Annotated in this window: 21 protein-coding genes and 1 pseudogene; 4 read left to right on the forward strand and 18 right to left on the reverse strand. The window is 61.0% G+C overall.

The features are described 5' to 3' along the window. Nucleotides 1-119: 119 nt before the first annotated feature. Nucleotides 120-518 (reverse strand): annotated as a pseudogene (locus ACP7AP_RS22145) (IS3 family transposase); the annotation flags it as partial. 171 nt (nucleotides 519-689) lie between these two features. Between ACP7AP_RS22145 and ACP7AP_RS22150 the strand changes: the two are divergent. Continuing rightward, entirely contained in the window at nucleotides 690-1,958 is a 1,269-nt protein-coding gene (locus ACP7AP_RS22150; protein ID WP_426037779.1) for a tyrosine-type recombinase/integrase, read from the forward strand. A gap of 30 nt (nucleotides 1,959-1,988) precedes the next feature. On the opposite strand, the gene ACP7AP_RS22155 is transcribed toward ACP7AP_RS22150, so the two are convergent. From ACP7AP_RS22155 to ACP7AP_RS22210, 12 genes are all read right to left on the reverse strand, one after another. Continuing rightward, nucleotides 1,989-2,588 carry a hypothetical protein gene (locus ACP7AP_RS22155; RefSeq protein WP_426037781.1) on the reverse strand — a complete coding sequence of 200 codons (600 nt, stop codon included), beginning with the start codon at nucleotides 2,586-2,588 and terminating at the stop codon, nucleotides 1,989-1,991. 547 nt (nucleotides 2,589-3,135) lie between these two features. Continuing rightward, the gene (locus ACP7AP_RS22160) at nucleotides 3,136-4,095 is read right to left on the reverse strand and encodes a sugar phosphate isomerase/epimerase family protein (protein ID WP_426037783.1); all 960 of its coding nucleotides are present in this window, start codon (nucleotides 4,093-4,095) and stop codon (nucleotides 3,136-3,138) included. Nucleotides 4,096-4,106: 11 nt separating this feature from the next. Continuing rightward, nucleotides 4,107-5,114, reverse strand: a complete 1,008-nt coding sequence (locus tag ACP7AP_RS22165) for a Gfo/Idh/MocA family oxidoreductase (RefSeq protein WP_426037785.1) — start codon at nucleotides 5,112-5,114, stop codon at nucleotides 4,107-4,109. After that, nucleotides 5,111-6,130, reverse strand: coding sequence for a sterol desaturase family protein (locus ACP7AP_RS22170; RefSeq protein WP_426037787.1), 1,020 nt, complete (start codon nucleotides 6,128-6,130; stop codon nucleotides 5,111-5,113). The genes ACP7AP_RS22165 and ACP7AP_RS22170 overlap by 4 nt, the downstream gene beginning before the upstream one ends. Next, nucleotides 6,123-7,172: a Gfo/Idh/MocA family protein gene (locus tag ACP7AP_RS22175; RefSeq protein ID WP_426037789.1), complete on the reverse strand. Its 1,050-nt coding sequence runs from the start codon at nucleotides 7,170-7,172 to the stop codon at nucleotides 6,123-6,125. Before ACP7AP_RS22175 ends, ACP7AP_RS22170 begins: the two co-directional genes overlap by 8 nt. 1 nt (nucleotide 7,173) lies before the next feature. Beyond that, nucleotides 7,174-7,998 carry a 3-methyl-2-oxobutanoate hydroxymethyltransferase gene (locus ACP7AP_RS22180; RefSeq protein WP_426037791.1) on the reverse strand — a complete coding sequence of 275 codons (825 nt, stop codon included), beginning with the start codon at nucleotides 7,996-7,998 and terminating at the stop codon, nucleotides 7,174-7,176. A gap of 9 nt (nucleotides 7,999-8,007) precedes the next feature. Next, nucleotides 8,008-8,319, reverse strand: coding sequence for a MocE family 2Fe-2S type ferredoxin (locus ACP7AP_RS22185; protein ID WP_426037793.1), 312 nt, complete (start codon nucleotides 8,317-8,319; stop codon nucleotides 8,008-8,010). Nucleotides 8,320-8,425: 106 nt separating this feature from the next. Then, entirely contained in the window at nucleotides 8,426-9,223 is a 798-nt protein-coding gene (locus ACP7AP_RS22190) for an ATP-binding cassette domain-containing protein (RefSeq protein WP_426037795.1), read from the reverse strand. Beyond that, on the reverse strand, nucleotides 9,223-10,230 hold the full coding sequence (locus ACP7AP_RS22195) for an ABC transporter permease (RefSeq protein WP_426037797.1): 1,008 nt from the start codon (nucleotides 10,228-10,230) through the stop codon (nucleotides 9,223-9,225). The genes ACP7AP_RS22190 and ACP7AP_RS22195 overlap by 1 nt, the downstream gene beginning before the upstream one ends. 66 nt (nucleotides 10,231-10,296) lie before the next feature. Then, a complete protein-coding gene (locus tag ACP7AP_RS22200; RefSeq protein ID WP_426037799.1) occupies nucleotides 10,297-11,274 on the reverse strand; it encodes a substrate-binding domain-containing protein in 978 nt (325 codons plus the stop codon). A 73-nt stretch (nucleotides 11,275-11,347) separates the two neighbouring features. Further along, nucleotides 11,348-12,319, reverse strand: coding sequence for a substrate-binding domain-containing protein (locus ACP7AP_RS22205; RefSeq protein ID WP_426037801.1), 972 nt, complete (start codon nucleotides 12,317-12,319; stop codon nucleotides 11,348-11,350). A 110-nt stretch (nucleotides 12,320-12,429) separates the two neighbouring features. After that, nucleotides 12,430-13,431, reverse strand: coding sequence for a sterol desaturase family protein (locus tag ACP7AP_RS22210; protein ID WP_426037803.1), 1,002 nt, complete (start codon nucleotides 13,429-13,431; stop codon nucleotides 12,430-12,432). Nucleotides 13,432-13,601: 170 nt separating this feature from the next. Between ACP7AP_RS22210 and ACP7AP_RS22215 the strand changes: the two genes are divergently transcribed. Beyond that, complete coding sequence (locus ACP7AP_RS22215) at nucleotides 13,602-14,624, forward strand: LacI family DNA-binding transcriptional regulator (RefSeq protein ID WP_426037805.1); 1,023 nt, start codon at nucleotides 13,602-13,604, stop codon at nucleotides 14,622-14,624. A 581-nt stretch (nucleotides 14,625-15,205) separates the two neighbouring features. Here the strand turns inward: ACP7AP_RS22215 and merA are convergent. Genes merA through ACP7AP_RS22240 form a run of 5 tightly spaced genes read right to left on the reverse strand, consistent with a single transcriptional unit; the run spans nucleotide 15,206 to nucleotide 17,852 of the window. After that, nucleotides 15,206-16,639 carry a mercury(II) reductase gene (merA, locus tag ACP7AP_RS22220; RefSeq protein WP_426037807.1) on the reverse strand — a complete coding sequence of 478 codons (1,434 nt, stop codon included), beginning with the start codon at nucleotides 16,637-16,639 and terminating at the stop codon, nucleotides 15,206-15,208. A 12-nt stretch (nucleotides 16,640-16,651) separates the two neighbouring features. Beyond that, entirely contained in the window at nucleotides 16,652-16,879 is a 228-nt protein-coding gene (gene merF / locus ACP7AP_RS22225; protein ID WP_426037809.1) for a mercury resistance system transport protein MerF, read from the reverse strand. Beyond that, a complete protein-coding gene (locus tag ACP7AP_RS22230) occupies nucleotides 16,876-17,127 on the reverse strand; it encodes a hypothetical protein (RefSeq protein ID WP_426037811.1) in 252 nt (83 codons plus the stop codon). The genes merF and ACP7AP_RS22230 overlap by 4 nt, the downstream gene beginning before the upstream one ends. 5 nt (nucleotides 17,128-17,132) lie before the next feature. Beyond that, a complete protein-coding gene (locus ACP7AP_RS22235; RefSeq protein WP_426037813.1) occupies nucleotides 17,133-17,450 on the reverse strand; it encodes a heavy-metal-associated domain-containing protein in 318 nt (105 codons plus the stop codon). An 18-nt stretch (nucleotides 17,451-17,468) separates the two neighbouring features. Further along, nucleotides 17,469-17,852: a mercuric transporter MerT family protein gene (locus ACP7AP_RS22240; RefSeq protein ID WP_426037815.1), complete on the reverse strand. Its 384-nt coding sequence runs from the start codon at nucleotides 17,850-17,852 to the stop codon at nucleotides 17,469-17,471. A gap of 71 nt (nucleotides 17,853-17,923) precedes the next feature. Here ACP7AP_RS22240 and ACP7AP_RS22245 point away from each other — a divergent pair, with 71 nt between their 5' ends. Together ACP7AP_RS22245 and ACP7AP_RS22250 are read left to right on the forward strand one after the other, a co-directional pair. Continuing rightward, a complete protein-coding gene (locus ACP7AP_RS22245; protein ID WP_426037817.1) occupies nucleotides 17,924-18,340 on the forward strand; it encodes a MerR family transcriptional regulator in 417 nt (138 codons plus the stop codon). A 249-nt stretch (nucleotides 18,341-18,589) separates the two neighbouring features. Then, the coding region (locus tag ACP7AP_RS22250; protein WP_426037819.1) for a beta strand repeat-containing protein at nucleotides 18,590-21,738 on the forward strand (3,149 nt) is incomplete at its 3' end.

Consider the following 21,738-nt stretch of genomic DNA (forward strand, 5'->3'; position numbering starts at 1 on the left):
CAACACCCGGGCGACCCGGCGAAACAATCGCCGCCCGGCCAGATCGATCGGACCCTCGCTGTCGTTTTGTCATCACAACCTCCATTCACTGGCTGTTGCGACGACCGGTTGAGACTGCCTTGCGAGCCACGGTCCGTGTGGTGAATGCAGCCCGGTGGCGGCCTCCGCAGTGCGATTGCCATGCTGAGCGCCCTCAGTGCCAGATCCTGCTTAATCCGGTTGCTGATGGCCCAGCCAATGACCCGTCTTGAGAAAAGGTCAAGGATCACAGCAAGATACACCCAGCCTTCCCGGGTCCAAACATAGGTGATGTCACCCGCCCATTTCTGGTTTGGCCCGCTCGCGGTGAAGTCCTGCTGCAACAGATTCGGCGCGATGTTGAAGACGTGGTCGCTGTCGGTCGTTCGCTTGAACTTCCGCGTTCGAACAACTTGAATGCCGTTCTGGCGCATCAGACGCCCGACGCGGCGCTGGCCGACCCGTAAGCCCAGCTCATTCAATTCCTCGGTCATGCGAGGCGTCGGGTGCTTGTGCGCTGCGGTTTTTGCACAGAACCCAATAAAACAAGGGGTGGCGCGATGCTGGCACATCAATGCCACCCTGCGCCTCCCCGCCACCCCTTTGCGTGTGGTTCGCTTGATAGATGCGCGAATCTACGCCTGTGTCGCAGGCGAAAGGGGAGACCATTCATGCTCAAGCGACTGCGATTGAACGATAAATCTGTGAGGGAATGCGAGCCGGAGGCAGCACGCGATTACCAGGTGTTCGACACGGAGGTGCGCGGCTTTTCCATTCGCATCCTCCGGTCGGGCAACCGGTCCTTCTCGCTTGATTACCGGTTTGCCGGGCGCCAGCGCCGTATGGCCATCGGGCGCTGGCCGGAATGGACAGTGACGGCCGCCCGCGTCCGCGCCAAGGATCTGCGCCGCGAGATCGACGAAGGTCGCGACCCGTTGGGCGAACGTGGACTGCTACGCGAGGCCCCACGGTTCAGCGACATGATCGATCGCTATCTGGCCGAGCATGTGCCGCATCTGGCTAAGACCAATGCCTCGGATCAGCGGTCGATGCTGACCAAATTGGCGGCACCGCATTGGGGGGCAAAATTTATGACCGAGATCACACCGCACGATGTGGCCAAACTGCTGAACATCATCGCCAAGGGCAGGGCGCGCCCGTCCAAGGAAAAGCCCAACAACCGGGCGCGCAAGCTGCAGGGTGCCAAGCCCACGCCGATCCGCGCGAACCGGGTGGGGGAGGTGCTGCGCAAGATGTTCACCCTTGCCGTCGGCTGGGGCTGGCGCAACGACAACCCGGCATCGGCCTTCAAGAAGCGGATCGAGAACGAACGCGAGAGGTTCCTGTCGCAGGAGGAAATTGGCAAACTGGCCGGGGCCCTTGATGCTGCCCAAGATCAGCGAGCGGCGGGAATCATCCGGCTTTGCATGCTGACCGGAAGCCGGGTCGGTGAGGTGTGGCAGGCGCGCTTTGAACAGTTCAGTTTGGAGCTAGGCAGCTGGTCAAAGCCTGCCGCCACCACCAAGCAACGCAAGATTCACCGGATCCCGATCTCGGCCGATGTCGCGGCCATCGTGCGCCAGCGCCAGCTATCAGTGCCGAAGGGCAATCCGTGGCTGTTCCCCGGCGATACGCCCGGCCAGCCGGTGAAGGAAATCCGCAGGTTCTGGATCAACATCCAGAAGCAGGCCAAGCTGCCTGATGTCCGGATCCACGATCTGCGCCATACCTTCGCGTCCCTGTTGGTCAGCGGCGGTGCGTCGTTGGAAATGATCGGCAAACTGCTGGGCCATTCGCAAATGCAAACGACCCAGCGCTATGCCCACCTCATGGATTCACCCCTGCGCGCGGGCGTCGACGCCGTGGCCAGCGCCTTCCGACCACGCCCCGTATTGGTGCACGATGCCGATGCCGTGCCGGTGGATCGCAAGAGCGCTTGACCCGACCAGCCCAGCGCCGGGCCGGATCAATCATGCATCTTCTTTGCGCAAGGCCCGCCAGATGGGGGTGATCCGCCTGCGGATGCTGCGGCTGTCGGGCATCTTGGTGCCGTCGGATTGATCCGCAAACCAGTGCTGCATTTCTGCGATGAGGTCTGCCTGCGTGGCGGGCAGCCCGCGATCATGGATGCGCTGGATCAGGGCGACATTCATGCCCTCCCAGTCATATGGGGATGCACCACTCGCGCTATTTGCCGCGCGCCGGGCCATGTCGTGATCATCCTCAAAGCCGAAAACGTCCTCGGCCAGGATCAGCATGTCAGCCACCGTGATCGTGACCCCGCCCGCAGGGTCCGTGATGACCAGCCAGTCCGCGTGTCCGGGTGGCATAATGCGCCGCACAACCCCTTCGGCAGGGACGGTTCCGCTGCGCCGAAACAGAGGCAGCAGGTCCATCGCTGATATGTCAACTTGGCCAGCAAATACGGCTTCGCCGCAGCGCACCAGGCCAATGCCCGTCTTGATCTTCAGTTTGCCGACGGCGGCCCAATCCGCGATGTCGGAGATGGAACAGTCCCAACGGACCGAGGTTTCGTAGAGCGTGAAAAACACGCGCGGAGGCAAAGCCACATTGAATCCTTCCTCAATGAGACCAGAGGAGGAAACGTGCCTGTGCCGCCTTCTGGTCATGTTTTTATGTGCAAAACGGAAAATCTCGGCACAAAAGGTCAGGACGCCAAAGCGCCTTCTTCGACCTTGTATGCCGGGTGATACGACCTGTTATGCTTTTAGTTGAGGACTGCTCTCCCCATACGTGCAAGCTGCACTGGGCCGCGATTCGGAGCAATAGGGGGACGATCAGGAAGCTGTGGATAAACATCAGAACAAGAACAAGAAGCGAACACCCGCCGTGCTTGACAGAGTTGGTCGCTAATGTTGCTGACAGCAACGCGCGCGGCAAGACAGCGAACTCCAAGTATGAAAAGCGTCGAACATGAAGTCCAAGATAGCCACTGTGGGAAGGAAGTGATCTGTTGCACCGACGGTACTTGCCTGATGATACCACCGGCCAAATACGAGTGGGCGCGCAGCCTTTCGCCACGCGCCCAACCCTCCTCGCAATGCTATGCAGGATCGCACTCACATTCAAAGTTTGACTAAACCAATACTGTGATCCTCAGATCGCCTGAGGGGCATAGTCCGCAGGGGCTTTCGGCATAACGCCCTGCAAAAGTGCTACCGATTTCTCTAGCCCTTCCAGTCCGTTGAGCAGCACATCCTCATGTTCGATCGACAGCCAGCCGTCATAGCCTGCCATTTTCAACCGGTAGCAGAACTGCCGCCACCACTCCTCTCCATGGCCGAAACCAAGGGTGATGTAGGACCAGCTTCGGCCCGGAATGTCCATCAGGCTGCCGTTTTCCAACAGGCTGGTGGTGGCCTGTTTGGGCGCGTTCAGAAAGGTGTCTTTGGCGTGGACATGGTAGATCGCAGAGCCGAGTGCTTCGGCGGCAATCAGGGGGTCTGCGCCCATCCAGAACAGGTGGCTGGGGTCAAGGTTAACGCCGACAATCGGCCCGACTTCGGCGCGCAGTTTCAAGAGGGACGGCACGTTGTAGACCACCTGATTGCCGTGGAGTTCCAGCGCGATCTGCTCGACGCCAGACGCCTTGGCCAAAGCCACGATTTCGGCCCAGAACGGGAACAGCTTTTCCTCCCACTGATAGCGCAGGATGGCCTGGGTTTCGGGCGGCCAGGATGAGACCACCCAGTTCGGCATCTGATCCCCCGCGCGCCCTTCGGGCAGGCCGGACATGGTGCAGACCTTCTTGATGCCCATCTCGCCCGCCAGCCGGATGGTGTCGCGCAGGCAAATGCCCTGTTTCGGGTCGGTCGGGTGCAGCGGGTTGCCATTGGCGTTCAGCGCGATCACCTCAAGCCCGCGATCCGTGAACGCCTTTTGAAAGCTGCGGCGCTTGCCCGCATCCGCTTTCATCGCGTTCAGGTCAAAGTGGGGTGCTGTGGACCAGCCGCCAGTATTCACCTCGACCCCCTGCACGCTCAGACGGGCTGCGTGGTCAAGCATGGCGTCAAAGGGCAGGCCGCCCAAGCTGTCAGAGACAAAGCCGAGTTTCATGGGGTTTTCCTTCAGCGTTTGTAGAAAAGGGGTTGGGTTGGCATCTCGACCGCGACGCGCTGACCTGTCGCCAGGGCGCGCGCGCCTGCTTCGGCGACCACTGCGGCGGCGTAGCCATCCCAGGCGTCTGACGCGATCGGGCTGAAGTCTCCGCTGCGGACAAAATGCAGGAAGGCGCGGTTTTGGCGGCGGTAAGCCTCGGCGTAGCGGCCGCGCCAGTCGGAATCGTAACCCGTGGTTTGCGCCAACCGCGCATCAAGGCGGCTGTAGATGGCGGCGTTCATCGCAATTGACCCGGCCTCGCCCACCAATTCGCCGCGCACGTCATAGCCATAGGCGGCGTTGTTGTTGATCTCGATGTTCACCAACTGGCCATCCGTGGTTTCCAACACCATGAAAACCGGGGCAACCAAGGCATCGGACCGTTTCGGCTGAAACGCCGAAATCGCGGTGTATTCTGCGCCCAGCACAAACCGCACCACGTCAAATTCATGCGGAGCAGAATTGGTGATCGCCATTGCGCCGGTGAAATCAGCCGCCGGGGTTTCGACGTTGCGGTGGAAGTTGTGCATCATCAGGGCGCGGCCAAGGGTGCCTTTGTCCAGTGCGGATTTCATTTCGGCATAGGACTGATCAAAGCGGCGCATGAAGCCCAGTTGGATATGGCGCTGGCCTGCCGCCTGTTCGGCCTGCATCACTGTCAGACACTCCGCCGCCGATTGCGACAGCGGCTTTTCACACAGCGCCCTCTTGCCTGCACGGATGCAGGCGAGTGATAACGGCGCATGGGTGAAATCCGGGCTAGCGATGATCACGGCATCAACATCGCTGCGGACAATCGCGGCTTCGGCGTCCGACATCACATCTGCCGCCCCAACCGCATCAGCCAGCGCCTTTGCGCGATCTCCCGAGGCGTCGCAGACCACTTGCACCTTCGCGCCGGGCAGGTCGTTTGCGAAAATATGGGCGTGATCACTGCCCATGATGCCTGCGCCGATGACGGCAAGACGGATGGTCATTTGGTGTCTCCTGATTTGCCCGCGTTCATCCGGGCCTTTTTCTGTTCAAACCGCGCCTGCATCACCGCGTCGCCGCCTTTGGTGCCATCGTGCCAAGTGCCGAACCAGCGATCCAGCGGCACCGCGCCATCGGCGTAGTTCACCTCGAAATACTTGTGGTGCAGGTAATGCGCGAAAGCGTGGCTATCTACGGCGGACTCCGCCCCGGCCTCGATCTTGTCAAAACCGATATGCCCGACCACGGCCCCGGTGCCGGTGATGTTCAGATGATACAGCACCAACAGTGGATGCGAGGGGATCAGCAGGTGGATCAGGCTGTCAGACCAATACAGCAGGTGTTCCACTGGGTGCATCGACAGGCTGGACCATGGGCTTGGGTTAACTGAGTTGTGGTGAACCGAGTGGATCCATTTATACAGGATCGGCACATGGATCAGCCGGTGGATGCAGTAGAAATGCACCTCGTGGATCAAGGGCAGCAGCAGGGCAAAGATGGCGAGCGCCCAAGGGTGGGCTTCAAAGGTCGTCCACGGGCCGGAGCCATTGGCCCAAGCGTGCAGCAAAAACACCTCATAGGCTGACCAGATCGGCAGGCCGGTGCCGAAGGTGCGCAGCATGTTGTCAAGGTTCTGGCTTTTGAACCAGAACACGTCTGACGGCGCATCGGCGGGGAATTTCGCGTTGTATTTGAAACGATTGCTTTGGGCGCGGGCACGGTAAAGCCGCCACTCCATCACGCCATAAAGCGCGAAGACCATCACCGTATTGCGCACCCAAATCCACAGAACCCAACCCCATTCGTAGGTTTGCATGGTGGATTTCGCAGGCGTCAGCCAGAACCACAGCGCCGCCCCCAGCGCAAAGAACATCAGGTTCCACGGCAGGAAATACCCCGGCAGCCAGCGCAGCAGGGCCATCGGGCGCGGCGGCCAAGTGAACAGCGGGCTGGTTTCCAACGGGTCTTTAGGGGTGAAATCACCGCGTTTGTTGCGGGTGCCGAATTTCAGATCATCCATAGGTATCCTCCTGCTGCACGGCGACAGAGCAGCCCTTCTCGGCCGACATGCGTGCGGCATCCAGAACGGCCAGCGTGCGGGTGCCCTCGGCGGCGGTTACAGGTGCGGGGCCATTGGTTAGGACTGAGCGGACGAAAGCCTCGTAATAGGCATGATAACGGCCTGGTTCGGATGGATTGCGGGCGGCACCATCAGCGGAGTAAAGCGTGCCCCAGTGGCTTTCAGGTTCATACCCCCATGCGGCCAGATCTTGCACCGGGCGCTTACCTGAAAAGATCGCCTGCGCCTGCACATCGGTGCTGTGCGACAGATAGGCCCCCGCAGCACCGTAGGCCCGCAATTCACGCTGGGCAAAGTGGTTCAGCTTGCTGGCAGACACATGGCTGTGCTGGCCTGAGGCATGGGTCATTGATATATGAAAGGCAGCGTCCGTCGCGCCTTTCGCAAGTTGCACATAATCCAGATGCGCCATGACCGACGTGACGGGGCCGAGCAGATACAGCATCTGATCGACAAGATGACTCCCCAGATCGCGCAGAAGGCCGCCCGTGGGGCCGGCCTCCAATGTGGCAGGGTCGTCGAAGTCCATCCGGCTGTGAATGCGCCAGACTTGGCCCAGACGCCCGGTGTCGATCACCTTCTTCAGCGTTTGCAGGTCACTGTCCCAACGGCGGTTCTGGTAAACACCTAAGGTCACGCCCTTCGCCTGCGCCGCGCGGTCCAGATCGCGCGCGCCTGCCGCATCGGGGGCAAAGGGTTTGTCGGCTACAACGTGCAGCCCCGCCGCAATGGCTTGCAGCACCAAATCCCGGCGGGTTTCGGGCGGGGTGGTGATAGTAACCGCGTCTACGGCACCCGAGGCGATCATCGCCTCTAGCGAGGGATAAACCGGCAAGCCCGGATAATCCGCCTGCACCGCTGCGATGGTTTTATCCGCACGCGCCAGCACACCCGCCAGCGTGCAGCCTTCGGCGGCGTGAATGAACGGTGCGTGGAAATGCCGCCCGCCGGTGCCGTAACCAACCACCCCGATCCGCAGCATCTTACAACGCCAGATCGGCGGTCAGAACCGCATATTCGGCGTCCGTCATCGTGACGTTATGCTGGGGCTGCGGATAGGCCCCAGTGTTCACATCGGCGATGAACTCCTTGAACGCAGCGATGCGTTCGGCCTGCAAGCGGGCGTATTCAGCGGCGAAGTTGCGGTAGGTTTTGGCGTGGCGCGGCTTGTGGCCATCGGTGTGGCCCAGCACATCTTCGGCAAACAAATACTGCGCATCCGCTCCCGGCCCAGCCCCCATGCCCAACATGATCATCGGGGTGTTGGCACTGATCAGCGCACCCAGCCGGTCTGGCACGACCTCTAGCTCTGCGCCAAAGCAGCCGATGGATTCCAGCTTTTTGACGTGGTCCCAGGTTTCGCGGGCCTCGGCGGCGGTTTTGCCAACCGCGCGCCAGCCTGTCCAGGTAACGTAGGAAGGGATCAGACCGACATGGGCAACGATGGGGATATGATTGTCGCACAGCACTTTCTGGATGTCGTAAGAGGCAGAACAATAGATGCAGTCCGCGCCAATACCCATGACCTGAAAAGCAGCGCGCAGGTAATCGTCGGCACTGGCCAGAAATTCGCCGTTGAACCGGCTCCAGCCGCCAAAGGGCAGCCCGACCTGCACGAAACAGCGCCCAGCGGCGGCACGCATTTCAGGCGAAAAGAATCGCCCCTCAATCGACAGCATATGGATGCCCGCTGCATCTGCCGCCACCGCTTCTTCCAGCGTGCTGACATAAAGCATCGAGATTTTCTCGCCCCTCGCCTTCATGGCGCGCATGTCGGCAACAGAGGGGCGATTGTGAAACTGGACCATGATTTGACCTTAAAGTTCGAGATAGACCGCGCCGCCGTCAACTTTGACGGGGTAGGTGCGCAGGTTGATGCAGGCAGGCGCGCGTTTCGCCTCGCCGTTGCGATAATCGAAAGTGGCGCTGTGCTTTGGGCACTCGATGGTGCCATCCATCACCAGACCGTCGCAGAGATGCACCTTTTCATGGCTGCAAATGCCGTCCATGGCGAAAAACTCATCCTCTTCGCTGCGGACGATGACGAAGGTTTGGCTACCGTGATCAAAGCGGATCAGATCATCGGGTTCGATATCGGTGGTGGCGCAAGCGCGGATCCAAGTGGGCATGGTTTTGTCTTTCGTGAGTGTTGGCCCGTGGCCCGGCCAGCATTGCCGGGCCACGGAAGGTCGGGAGTGGAGGATCCCGACGGGGAGAACGGGCACGCCTTCGGCCCTAGGCCGGTTGGCTGCTAATTTCGTTTTCAATCTCTGCCTCAAGCGCTGCCATAGACGCGCCGCCTGCCATCAGATCGGTGATTTCCTCGCGGGTTTTATCGCCCTTCTTGAAATCAGAGGCGATGCCACCCCGGATCAGCACGGCAAAGTGGTCGCCGACGGCCATAGCGTGCATGACCTGGTGGGTGATGAAAATCACTGCCAACCCGCGCCGTTTGGCTTCGTTCACGATGCGCAGAACGTGGGTGGCTTGTTTCACCCCTAAAGCGGCCGTGGGTTCATCAAGGATCAGCACCCGTGCTCCGAAATGGACGGCGCGGGCAATCGCCAGTGCCTGACGTTCACCGCCCGAAAGCCCGCCGACCAGACGGTCGCCATCGTCAATGCGGGTGATGCCGAAGTTCTGCACGGCCTTAACCGCAATGTCATTGGCAGTCTTTCGATCATAAACCTTGAACGGCCCCACCCAGCGCGTCGGCTCGCGGCCCACGAAAAAGCTGCGGCCAATCGACATCAGCGGGAAGGTGCCGCCGAATTGGTGGACGGTGGCGATGCAATGGTCGGCAGCGTCGCGGGGGCTGGAGAAGCTGAGCGGCTTGCCGTCCATCAGGATTTGACCGGAACTGGGCTTGTGGACACCCGACAACAGCCGGATCACCGTGGATTTTCCAGCACCATTGTCGCCCAGCAGGCACAGAACTTCGCCTGCTTTGATTTCAAGGTTGATGTCATGCAGCACGTCAATCGGGCCGAAGCTTTTGTTCACGCCTTGCAGCGAAAGGATTGCGTCAGCCATCACTTTGCTCCTTTCTTGGGCGCATAGGACAGCGCCATTTTGCGGAAGGTGTTGTTCATCAAGACCGCGCCTAACAGCAGAACGCCGATGATCAGGCTGGCCCAGTTGGCGTCAAATCCGGTGAAGTAGATGCCTTGGCTTACGACGGCGAAGGTCAGCGTGCCCAGCACGATGCCGAACACCGACCCATATCCGCCGGTCAGCAGCACACCGCCAACCACAACCGAAATGATCGAATTGAAGATATAGGACTGTCCCGCCGAGACTTGCGCAGAGTTGTACAGGATCGCTTGGGAAAGCCCGACAAAAGCCGCGCTCATGCCCGAGCAAACAAACAGCATGATCGTAACCCGGTCGGTCGGGATACCGGCGTTGCGGGCGGAAACCTTGTCGCCACCCATGGCGAAGATCCAGTTCCCAAAGCGCGAGAAGTGGAGGAAAAAGCCCCAGAACAGGATGGCTGCAAGCCACCAGAAGATGGTGACCTGATAGATGCCGCCGATGAAATCACCCAGCAGCCATTTCGCTTCGGGCACTTTGATCGCGACCGATGTGGTGCCAGTGACCAGCACCGAAAAGCCCAGGGTCATCCCCGCCACGGCAAACAAGGTGCCTAGGGTGACTATAAAGGACGGCACGGCGGTGCGGATCACCAGCAGCCCATTGATCAGCCCGATCACCGCGCCCAACAGCAGCGCTGCCCCCACACCAAACACGATGGGCAAACCGAAATGACCCGAGATGATGGCGCAGGTCATTGACCCGGCCGGGATGATCGAGCCGATGGAGATATCCAACTCTCCAGCGATCATCAGAAGGCCGATGGGAATGGCCACGATACCCAATTGGGCGGCCACGTTCAGCCAGCTGGCAGCACCCGTAGGCGAGGCGAAGTTCGTGCCACCAAAAGCGGTGAAGAACAGGAAAACGGCGGCAAGGCCAAGAAAAGACCCCGTTTCGGGGCGGCGCATCAGGCTGCCGAATGAAAAGCTGGATGACGATGACATGGTGGTTCCTCCCCGACGTCAGACGATGGCCTGCCCGGCACATATGCCGGGCAGGAGGAGTTCAGATCAGCGCACGCCTGCGGCAACTCCCGCAAGGGTCGCATCGACGGTCGAGGCATCGACAATCCCCGGCCCGGTCAGGATCTGACGGGTCGGCACCGACAGGCCGTAGTTGACGTAGTTGTTCAGGATGGTGACGGCGAGGAAGCCTTGGTAATAGCCCTCTTGGTCCATCGCAAACATCTGGGTGCCGGCCTTGATTTTGTCCAGAATGGTCTGGTCCATGTTCATGCCGCCCAGTTTCACCCGGTCAACAGCGCCAGCCTGCATGATGGCCGCATTTGCCGAAATCGCGTCCATGTTGCCGATGGTGTAAACGCCGGTCACGTCTGCATTTTGCTGCAAGTAAGCCGCAACTGCCTGCGTCACCGCCGTGGCATCACCAAAGCTGGTGGACGGCAGCGGCAGCACTTCGCTTGTGCCGCCATTGGCGGTAACGCCGTCATTCAGGCCTTTGCACTGGGCCTCAAGGTTGGCCGCACCGGGAAGGGTGTTGACGCAAACCAGCTTGGTCTGGCCGTGGGTGGCGAAATAGGCACCTGCCGAAACGCCGGTCTGATAGTCGTCTGAGCCGACATAGTTCATCGCGCCCAGACGGTCGGCGGCGTCAAGCCCACCGGCGTTGTAGATTACCAGCGGAATGCCCGCATCGACCACTGCCTTGAACGCCTCGTCCATGGCTTCCGGCACCCAGTTCGGGCCGACGATGGCGGTGGCACCCTGACCAATCGCGGTACGGATCAGGTTGGCGGCGTCCGGCCCCAGATTGTCGTAGTTCTGCGGTGCCAGCCAGGTCACCGACCCGCCCTGTTCCGCCACCAGTTTGCCCGCATCATCCGCGCCGCGCTTGACGATTGACCAGAACGAGTCGTCCGCCTTTCCGCCGATGACGAAGATTTTCGCGCCATCGGCCATTGCGGCGCTGGCACCCAAAGCCAATGCCGAGACGGTGGCGAAGGCTGTCAGAAGTTTCATGGATTTCATTGTGGTAGTCCTCCCTTGGCGCGTGCATGGGGGTCGCCCATGCACGCAGATTTCGTTTCTGATGTCAGGTGGCTTAGCGGTAACCGGCGGCGGAACCGGCCAGCGTGGCGTCGATGTTCGAAGCGTCAACAATCCCCGGCCCAGTCAGAACCGGCGTGGTCGCCAGATCAAGGCCATAGTTCACATAGGCATCCGCCATGGTGACGGCGAGGAAGCCCTGCAACCAAGGCTCCTGGTCAATCGCATAAAGCTGGGTACCCGCTTTGATACGGTCCAGACCCGCGCCGTCCATGTCGAACGAAGCCAACGCGACCTTGCCCGTTGATCCCGCCTGATCAATCCCAATGGCGGCAGAGTTGGCATCGCCTGCGGAAATCGTGACCACGCCGTCAATCGTCGGGTCTTTCAGCAGGGTTGCCTTAATAGCTTCGGCCACAGCTGTCGGATCGCCAAAGCTGGAAGCAGGCAGCGGCAGCTGGTTGGAAACGCCACCTGACGCGGTGATGCCATCGGAAATACCTTTGCAGCGGTCTTCAAGGTTCTGCGCGCCCGGAACTGTGTTGACGCAGATCACGTTCTTCTGGCCGTGGCTGCCGAAATACTCGCCACCCGCCAGACCGGCCGGATATTCTTCATTGCCGATATAGTTGATCGCGCCGAGTTCCTTGGCCTTATCACCGCCGCCTGCATTATACAGCAGAACGGGAATGCCCGCCGCCAGCGCGGCCTTATAGGCCTCGTCTTCCGCATCCGGCACCCAGTTTGGGGCGGCAATAACGGACGCGCCCTGCGAAATCGCGGTGCGGATCAGGTTGGCAGCGTCGCCGCCGATGTTGTCATAATTCTGCAACATCAGATAGTTGACCGAACCGCCATGGGCCTGCACCACCAAAGCACCATCGTCGATGCCCTTTTTGACCTTGGCAAAAAACTGGTCGTCGGCCTTGCCACCAATTACCGCAACTACAGTTGCTTCGGCCAAAACCGCGCCCGCGCTCATTGCCAGCACCGAAGCCGTCATCAACACTTTCATCATCGTTTTCATCGCGTTTCCTCCCTTTTCCCACCGGTTTGGTGGCGTTCTGTCTGTGCCCTTCCGGTCGGGGGCTCCTCTCCCCCTACCGCCCCGTCACCTTTGGGGCTGTCTTTGATCTGCTATTTCCCGGCGTTCATCCGCGCCTTTTTGCGTTCAAACCGCGCATTCATCTGGGCGTCGGAGTCTTTCGATCCGTCGTGCCAGGTGCCGAACCACTTATCCAAAGGGATCACTCCGTCGCCGCCGTAGTTCACCTCAAAATGCTTGTGGTGCAGGTAGTGGGTGTAGGCGTGGCTATCCATCGCTGCGCCGTCGGTGACTTCCAGCTTGTCAAAGCCGATGTGGCCAACAATCGCGCCGTAGGCGGTCGAGGTCAGTTGGAACAGCGCCACGAACGGCGCCGAGGGCAGCAGGATGTGCCAAATAATCTCGGCGAAAAAGAACGCACCTTCGACCGGATGCATCGACATGGACGACCACGGGCTGGGGTTGATCGAGTTGTGGTGGATCGAGTGGATCCATTTATACAAGATCGGCGTGTGGATCAGGCGGTGGATCACAAAGAAATGCACCTCGTGTATGGCGGGAGCAAGGAACAGCAGCACCGTCAGCCACACCCAATGCTCGGACGGGTCGACCCAGTTGCCGATGCCATTGGCATAGCACCACAGGGTAAAGCATTCGACAGCGGTCCACAGCGGGATCGAGATGAAGAAGGTGCGCATGAAGTTGTCGATGTTCTGGCTCTTGAACCAGAACACGTCAGATGGGTTTTCCGCCGGAAAACGGGCGTTGTATTTGAACCGCGTGCCCTGCCTGCGCTTGACGTAATAGAACAGTTCAACCCCGCCATAGAGCAAGAAGATGCCAAGGCTGTTGGCCAGATGGATTTGCAGCACCCACGCGCAGCCAAAGGTCTGCATGGTGGCCACATCCGGCAGCACGAAATACCAGTAGAGCAGCGTCACGCCCATGAAGATCGTGTTGTAGGGCCACACATAGCCCCACAGAAAGCTGCCCAGTTTGGACCATTGCCCCGTCCAGAACGGCGCAATCTCCAGCAGTTTTGACGGCGCGAAATCACCCCGCTTGTTGCGGGTTCCAAATTGTAGATCGTCCATCTTTCCCCCCGTTCGGCGGCTCTGACAGGTCTGTGTCATCGAGTCGCCTGATGGAATTTTCATACCGTTGACAAATGATGCAGCAAAGCTATTTCATAAACACAGATGCGTTTCCCTTCTTTTCCCTCATTTCTATATTCAAGAAATGAAGGATTCCCTCAGGAGCTGCCATGGCACACCGCGCAACAATTTCCGATCTGGCCGAGAAAGCGGGGGTCAGCGTTTCGACCATCGACCGCATCCTGAACGGCCGTGAAAAGGTGCGCCCAGCCACGGCAGCGCGAGTCTTGGCGGCAGCGGAGGAACTGCAGTTCTACGCCATGCCAGTGCTGCGTGAGCGGTTGAACATTGATCGCCCGCGCATCAAGCTGGGCTTTTTGCTGCAACAGTCGCACCGCACGTTTTATCAGATGATCGCCGACGCCCTTCGCATCGCTGCAGATGAAAGCCCTGATCCGGTTGACATCATCATCGAACATATCGACGATCTGTCGCCCGAGGCGGTCACAACCCGGATGCTGGCGTTGGGGGAAAAGGTGCAGGCGCTGGCCGTTGTGACAGCCGAACATGCCCGCATATCCTATGCCATCGAAACCTTAGCTGCCAAAGGCGTGCCGACCTATGGGCTGATTTCGGAACTGACCTCAGCTTGCGGCACCGGATATATCGGGCTGGACAATTGGCGCGTCGGGCGAACGGCGGCTTGGGCGATCGCGGGCTTGTGCAAACGACCGGGCAAGGTGGGGATTCTGGTCGGCAACCATCGCTATCGCTGTCAGGAAATGAACGAATCCGGCTTTCGGTCTTACTGCCGCGAACATGGGTCAGAGTTCACCTTGCTCGAACCGCTGCAAACCTTTGAGGACAAATCCATCGCCCGCGACGTCACTGAGCAGCTCTTGGCGCGCGAGCCCGATCTTGTCGGGCTTTACGTCTCGGGTGGTGGCATGGTGGGCGTGTTGGACGCGCTGAAGGCGGCGGGGCGAAGCCGCTCTGTGGTGACGGTGGGCCATGAGATCACCGAACACACCCGCAACGGGTTGATTGACGAAGACCTTGCGCTTGTAATGGCTCACCCAATCTCGCGGCTTGCCAGTGAAGCAATCGCCCAGATGCGCCGCGACCTCGTTTCTGGGGCGAGCCTTTCCAAGCGTATGATAGGGTTCGAAATCTATACGCCCGAGAATATTTGATACAAGTCGGGCGCGCCATTTGCCGAGGGCAGCTCGCAGGAATTAGGGCCTCACGTTCCACACAAAACTGATCGCTTTAACTTCGTTAAAGTGTCGGTGTTTAACAGGACTACAGGTGAGGGAGATCGACTGATTTCAATAAATTGCCGGTTTGAGCCGACTTTCACAGTCCAAGTCCTCGGACCATTGATGGTCGTCCTGATTAGGGTTTTTGATGCCACCTCACAGTGCATGTCAACGCTATGTCAACCCGCATACGCCGATTTGGCGCGGCTGGTGACGGCGAAAACAGGTCAATGTCCGCCGTTGTCGCATTGGAAAGTGCGCCAAATCAAAGACTTGGCGCGTAAGCCGTTGAAATGCATAAGCTATTGGAATCGCTGGGGTTTTGGCTCATAACCTGAAGGTCACAGGTTCAAATCCTGTCCCCGCAACCAAAAATATCAAATATATCAAATAGATAGAATCCGACCTAAACAGTCGGGTTTTTCTATTTGAAATCCTTGTCAACGCCTGGTCAACGTTTGACGAGTCCCCCCTGAAAACCGGGAGCCTTTTGTATTTGGGGGGCTAAAAAATCCTCACCCCGCGCAGCACGAAAGTTTCGCAACGTCGCGGTCGAACGTTTGCGCGGCCAGCTTCAGACCTTCAACCGTCGTCAGGTAGGGAAAAATCGTCTCGCCGAGGGCCTTGGTCGTCATCCCGAATTTGAGCGCCAATGCCAGCGTCTGAACGCTGTCGGACCCTTCGGGAGCCGCGATCACCCCGCCCAGAATCCGGTCGGTCTTCGCTTCTGCCACCAACTTAATGACGCCGCGCGTGTCGCGTGCGGCCAAGGCGCGCGGCACGTTTTCAAGCCCGAGAACTGAGGTTTTCACGTCATGCCCCGCTGCAACCGCCTGTGCTTCAGTCAGGCCGACGCCCGCCACTTGCGGGTCGGTAAACACCACCCAAGGCATCGCGGCATTGTCATAGCGTTCAGTGCCACCCAGCACCGCATTGCGGGCAGCGAGTTTCGCGCCGTATGCCGCCATGTAGACGAACTGATCGCGGTTGGTCACGTCACCTGCGGCAAACACGCCGGGGCGGGTGGTCTGCATGTCGTCGCCCACCACGATTGCGCCGCGTTTGTCGGTCTCAATCCCCATTTCGGTGAGCCCCAGCCCTTCGGTATTGGGGCTGCGTCCGGCAGTCACGACCAGATGATCGGCGTGGAGTTCCAGCCTTTTGCCGCCTTCCTCGATGCACAATGTGGCCTGCTCCCCGTCGCGGCGGCAGGCGTCATAGGTCACGCCGCAATGCAGGGCGATTCCCTCGTCGCGGAACACCTTTGCAAGCACTTCCGACACTTCGGGTTCGGCCTGTGGCAGCAGGCGTGTTCGGCACACCACCGTTACATTCACGCCCACGCGCGCCATCATCTGCGCCAGTTCCACGCCGATATAGCCGCCGCCAAGGAACACGAGGCTTTCGGGCAGGGAGTCCAGCGCCAAGAGAGAGGTGCTGTTCAAGGTCGGCACATCCTGGATGCCCGGAATGGGTGGCAGAGCGGGACGCCCGCCCGTGGCGATAATGATCTTGGGTGCGCGGATCATCCGCGCGCCCACCTTGACGCCACCCTCAACGAGGGTTGCGGCACCTTCGTCGATATAGGTGATTTCCTCATAGCCCGGCAGGAGGTCAGCGTATTTCTTCTGCCGCAGACCGGAGACGAGCGCCTCCTTCGCTGCCATCAGTGCGGCCCAGTCATCGACTTGGGCCGACCCGGACAGGCCCGGAAACCGTCGCGCAGCTTTCGCGCCATGAATCGCTTCCGCGGCCCGGATCATGGTCTTGGACGGCACGCATCCGACGTTCACGCAGGTGCCGCCGATCAGCCCGTGACCGATCAGCGCAACACGTTTGCCTGCCTCGGCCGCCGTGATCGCGGCGGAAAAACCCGCCGATCCGGCCCCGATCACGACCAGGTCGAAATTATTCTGGTCCGGGCCGGGAATGGTGCAGCAATCGTTCATCGTCGTATTCCTTCAAGAGTTCCTGGTGTTCCGCTGGCGTCGCCAGACGGCATAAATCGTAAGGCCGATGAAAAAGGCGAGCGCGGGCAGCAGCACGTAATCAAGCCAGCCCAGCACCGCAGTCACCCCTAAGATGCCGAACAACACCGCCGGAACCGGGGTGAAGCAGCACAACGCCGCAATCAAGGTGCCGATGATGCCTGTGGCCAGCAGGCGCTGATCAGATTTTTCCACACTCATTCAATGCGCCTCGCATCCGAATTTGCGTCGGGCGCACCGCAGCTTGACCGCGCGCGCCGCAGGCTGCGCCACGTCAGCGCCGCAACCGCCGCAACAGACATAATGGCCACGCCACCACCGCCGCCGATCCATCTGCCAACCGCGCCCGTGATCGCGGTCAAAGCCACGCCTCCACCAGCACAACAGACAATCATCACCAGGGCGGCAATCAGTGTCGCCAATACCCCGCCTTGAATGTCGTCGCGCATCGGATTCAGCCCTGTGCAATGGCTGGATAGCCCGCTTGCTCGGATGCAGACGAAATTGCAGCAGCGTCCGTCAGGGCGGGATCAAAGATGACATGTGCGGTGCGCGCGTCAAAATTCACTTCGACCGATTGCACGCCTTCGACCCCGCTCATCGCGGCCTTGACCGTCACCGGGCAGAGCGCGCAGGTCATGCCGGGCACATCGAAGGTGACTTCAGCCAACACTGGGGCCGCTTCGGATACCGATTGTGCAAAGGAGGTTGGCGCGATGGCGGGAAACCCGAGCATGAGGGTGCCCAGCACCAGAATTGCAAAACGTTTCATGATGTATCTCCGTTGATTTCAGTAAAAGAGCGGTGCCCACCAGTTCAATGTCAGCGACAGCGGGACAAGCACTGTTGCCGCCCAAAGCACCGTCTTGGTGAGGCGCGAAGATTGGGCGCGGGCACAGTAGGACCCTTCGACGCACACGGGTTTAGCCCGAAAGTAGACATGCCAGAACCCGAGCGCGATAAAGACGATGGCGATGCCAGAGGTGAGCGGCTTGTAGGGTTCCAGCGCGGTCAGGTTGCCGATCCAGGCCCCTGAAATGCCGAGCGTCACCAGCACCAGCGGCACGATGCAGCAGGCCGAGGCGAGGAAGGCACCAAACAGGCCAAGAGCGGCGAAAAGCCCCTTGCGGTCTGCCCTGGAGGCTCCGTCTTGGGTGGTGTTGAGTTCGGTCATGCGACTCTCCTTGAGCTTTCGACATAATTGGTCTACGGTCTGTAGCAACTACAGGTGCAAGGAGTATTCTCATGAAAGCCGATCACATGAACGAGAGATCGCTGCGGCGATCCGACCTTGCGCAGGCCACCGGATGCAACCTTGAAACGATCCGCTACTATGAAGGTGTCGATCTGTTGCCCGCTCCAGCCCGGACTGCCGCAGGGCATCGCGTCTACAGCGGCCAGGACGTGAAGCGGCTCAGGTTTATCATGCGGGCGCGGGAACTGGGCTTTTCTCTGGAAGATATTCGCGGTCTGCTTGGTCTTGGCGACGGCGCACTGCGCTCATGTGCTGAAGTCAAGGAGAGGACTGAGGTGCACCTTGCAGACGTCAGAACCAAGATCGCTGACCTACAACGCATTGAGGCGGTTTTGTCTCGCACAGCAGCACTTTGCACTGGTGAAGACCGCCCCGACTGCGCCGTGTTGGACAGTCTGCGAAATTGAGACACGCGGGCGTGTCTTTAAGGGCGCCGTGGGGGGCGTTGCTTTCATCGCAAGCGTCAGGGACGATCTGGATCCAACTCTCAACCGAGCAAGGGCAGTTCATAAATACAGGCGGTGATGCTGGTGGCCTGCCGCGATGTAACACTTCAACTGCCGGACCAGGCGCGCCCAAATTCCGACACAATTGGGTACGAATATTAATGTTTATGAGGCTATCCCGGCAAAGATCGGGACAATCTGAGGCAGCACATGGCAACCATTGTCGGGACCAGCGGTAACGACACAATTACCGGCACCTCGCAGGATGACAGCATCTACGGCGGCGCCGGCGATGATGTCCTCTTTGGCGGCAACGGCCGCGACGCTCTGTTCGGGGGCGATGGCAATGACACAATCGGTGGCGGTGCCAAGTCCGACTCGCTCTACGGTGGCACCGGAATCGATACGCTCGACTATTCCGTTCTCAAGAACGGCGTCAGTGGCGTCTCGGTCAACCTTGCCACCAACACCGGGTCGAACGGTGACGTAATCGATGGCTTCGAGAACGTCATCGGCACATCTCGGGCCGACAACCTGACTGGTGACAGCGGCGCAAACGTGCTCGATGGCCAGGCCGGAGACGACCGCCTCGCGGGCGGCGCAGGCAACGATACGCTCTACGGCGGAACCGGTAACGACACCATTCTTGGCGAAGACGGCGATGACCTTCTCAACGGGGGCGCTGGTGCCGACTCGCTGGATGGTGGCACCGGAAGCGACACCGCCGATTACACGGGCTCGAGCGCGGCAGTCTCAGTAAATCTTGTCGCCGGGACGGCCACAGGAGGGGACGCACAGGGCGACACCCTGACGGGGATTGAGAACCTCATGGGGTCCTCATTTGCCGACACGCTGACGGGGGATTCGGGCGCGAACATCCTCTGGGGGGCGGCGGGTAATGATCTGCTGACCGGCGATGCAGGCAACGACAGCCTTTACGGCGGCGACGGGACTGACACACTTTACGGCGGGGATGGCGACGATTTCCTTGCTGGTGGCTCTGGGGCCGATACGCTCTCGGGCGGGACCGGCACGGACACGGCGGATTATTCCGCCTCCTCGGCGGGGGTCACCGTCAACCTGGCGGCCGGGCTCGGTTCGGGCGGCGACGCCGCCGGGGATACGCTGAGCGGGATCGAGAACCTGACTGGTTCGGCCTTCAACGACAGCCTGACCGGTGATGCCGGGGCCAACGTCCTCGATGGCGGCGCGGGCAATGACACGCTGGTCGGCGGCGGCGGGGCGGACAGCCTGGTCGGCGGCGCTGGCACCGATACGGCGGATTATTCGGCTTCTGCGTCGGGCGTGACGGTGAACCTGACCACCGGGCTTGGCGCGGGCGGCGACGCCGCCGGGGATACGCTGAGCGGGATCGAGAACCTGACTGGTTCGGCCTTCAACGACAGCCTGACCGGTGATGCCGGGGCCAACCTCCTCGATGGCGGCGCGGGCAATGACACGCTGGTGGGCGGCGCTGGCGCGGACAGCCTGATCGGCGGGGCGGGCACCGATACGGCGGATTACTCGGCCTCTGCGGCGGGGGTCACTGTCAATCTGACCACCGGGCTTGGCGCGGGCGGCGATGCGGCAAGCGACATACTCACCGGAATCGAGAACCTGACCGGCTCGGCCTTCAATGACAGCCTGACCGGTGATGCCGGGGCCAATGTGCTGGACGGCGGCGCGGGCAATGACACGCTGGTGGGCGGCGCTGGCGCGGACAGCCTGATCGGCGGGGCGGGCACCGATACGGCGGATTACTCGGCCTCTGCGGCGGGGGTCACCGTCAATCTGACCACCGGCCTTAGCGCGGGCGGCGATGCGGCGGGCGACATACTTACCGGGATCGAGAACCTGACCGGCTCGGCCTTCAATGACAGCCTGACCGGTGATGCCGGGGCCAATGTGCTGGACGGCGGCGCGGGCAACGACACGCTGGTCGGCGGCGCCGGGGCGGACAGCCTGGTCGGCGGCGCTGGCACCGATACGGCGGATTACTCGGCCTCTGCGGCGGGGGTCACCGTCAATCTGACCACCGGGCTTGGCTCTGGCGGCGATGCGGCGGGCGACATACTCACCGGCATTGAGAACCTAACCGGCTCGGCCTTCAACGACAGCCTGACCGGTGATGCCGGGGCCAACGTGCTCGACGGTGGCGCGGGCAACGACACGCTGGTTGGCGGTGCTGGCGCGGACAGCCTGATCGGCGGCAGCGGCACGGACACGGCGGATTACTCGGCCTCCTCGGCGGGGGCCACCGTCAACCTGACCACCGGCCTTGGCGCGGGCGGCGCTGCGGCGGGCGACATACTTACCGGGATCGAGAACCTGACCGGCTCGGCCTTCAATGACAGCCTCACCGGTGATGCCGGGGCCAACGTGCTCGACGGTGGCGCGGGCAACGACACGCTCGACGGCGGCGCGGGCAATGACACGCTGGTCGGCGGTGCCGGGGCGGACAGCCTGGTCGGCGGGGCGGGCACCGATACGGCGGATTATTCGGCCTCTGCGGCGGGGGTCACTGTCAATCTGACCACCGGGCTCGGCTCGGGCGGCGATGCGGCAGGCGACATACTTACCGGAATCGAGAACCTGACCGGCTCGGGTTTTGCCGACAGTTTGACCGGCGATGCCGGGGCCAATGTGCTGACCGGAGCTGCGGGGGCTGACTCGCTGTTTGGTGGGGCAGGCAATGACAGTCTTTACGGCGGGTCAGAGAATGACACGCTGGTGGGTGGCTCCGGGTCCGACCTTTTGGACGGCGGCAGCGGCACGGACACGGTGGACTACTCGGCCTCTGCGGCGGGCGTGACGGTGAACCTGGTCACCGGGCTCGGCTCGGGCGGCGATGCCGCAGGCGATACCCTCACCGGCATAGAGAATTTGATTGGTTCCGGTCTGGCGGACAGCCTGACCGGCGATGCCGGGGCCAATGTGCTGGATGGCGGCGCGGGCAATGATACGCTGGTTGGCGGTGCTGGCGCGGACAGCCTGATCGGCGGCAGCGGCACGGACACGGCGGATTACTCGGCCTCTGCGGCGGGCGTGACGGTGAACCTGGTCACCGGGCTCGGCTCGGGCGGCGATGCCGCAGGCGATACCCTCACCGGCATCGAGAATTTGATTGGTTCCGGTCTGGCGGACAGCCTGACCGGCGATGCCGGGGCCAATGTGCTGGATGGCGGCGCGGGCAATGATACGCTGGTGGGCGGCGCTGGCGCGGACAGCCTGATCGGCGGCGCGGGCACCGATACGGCGGATTACTCGGCCTCTGCGGCGGGGGTCACTGTCAATCTGACCACCGGGCTTGGCGCGGGCGGCGATGCGGCGGGCGACATACTCACCGGCATTGAGAATCT

This window comes from Cypionkella sp. TWP1-2-1b2 (assembly GCF_049896245.1).
Classification (GTDB): Bacteria; Pseudomonadota; Alphaproteobacteria; order Rhodobacterales; family Rhodobacteraceae; genus Cypionkella.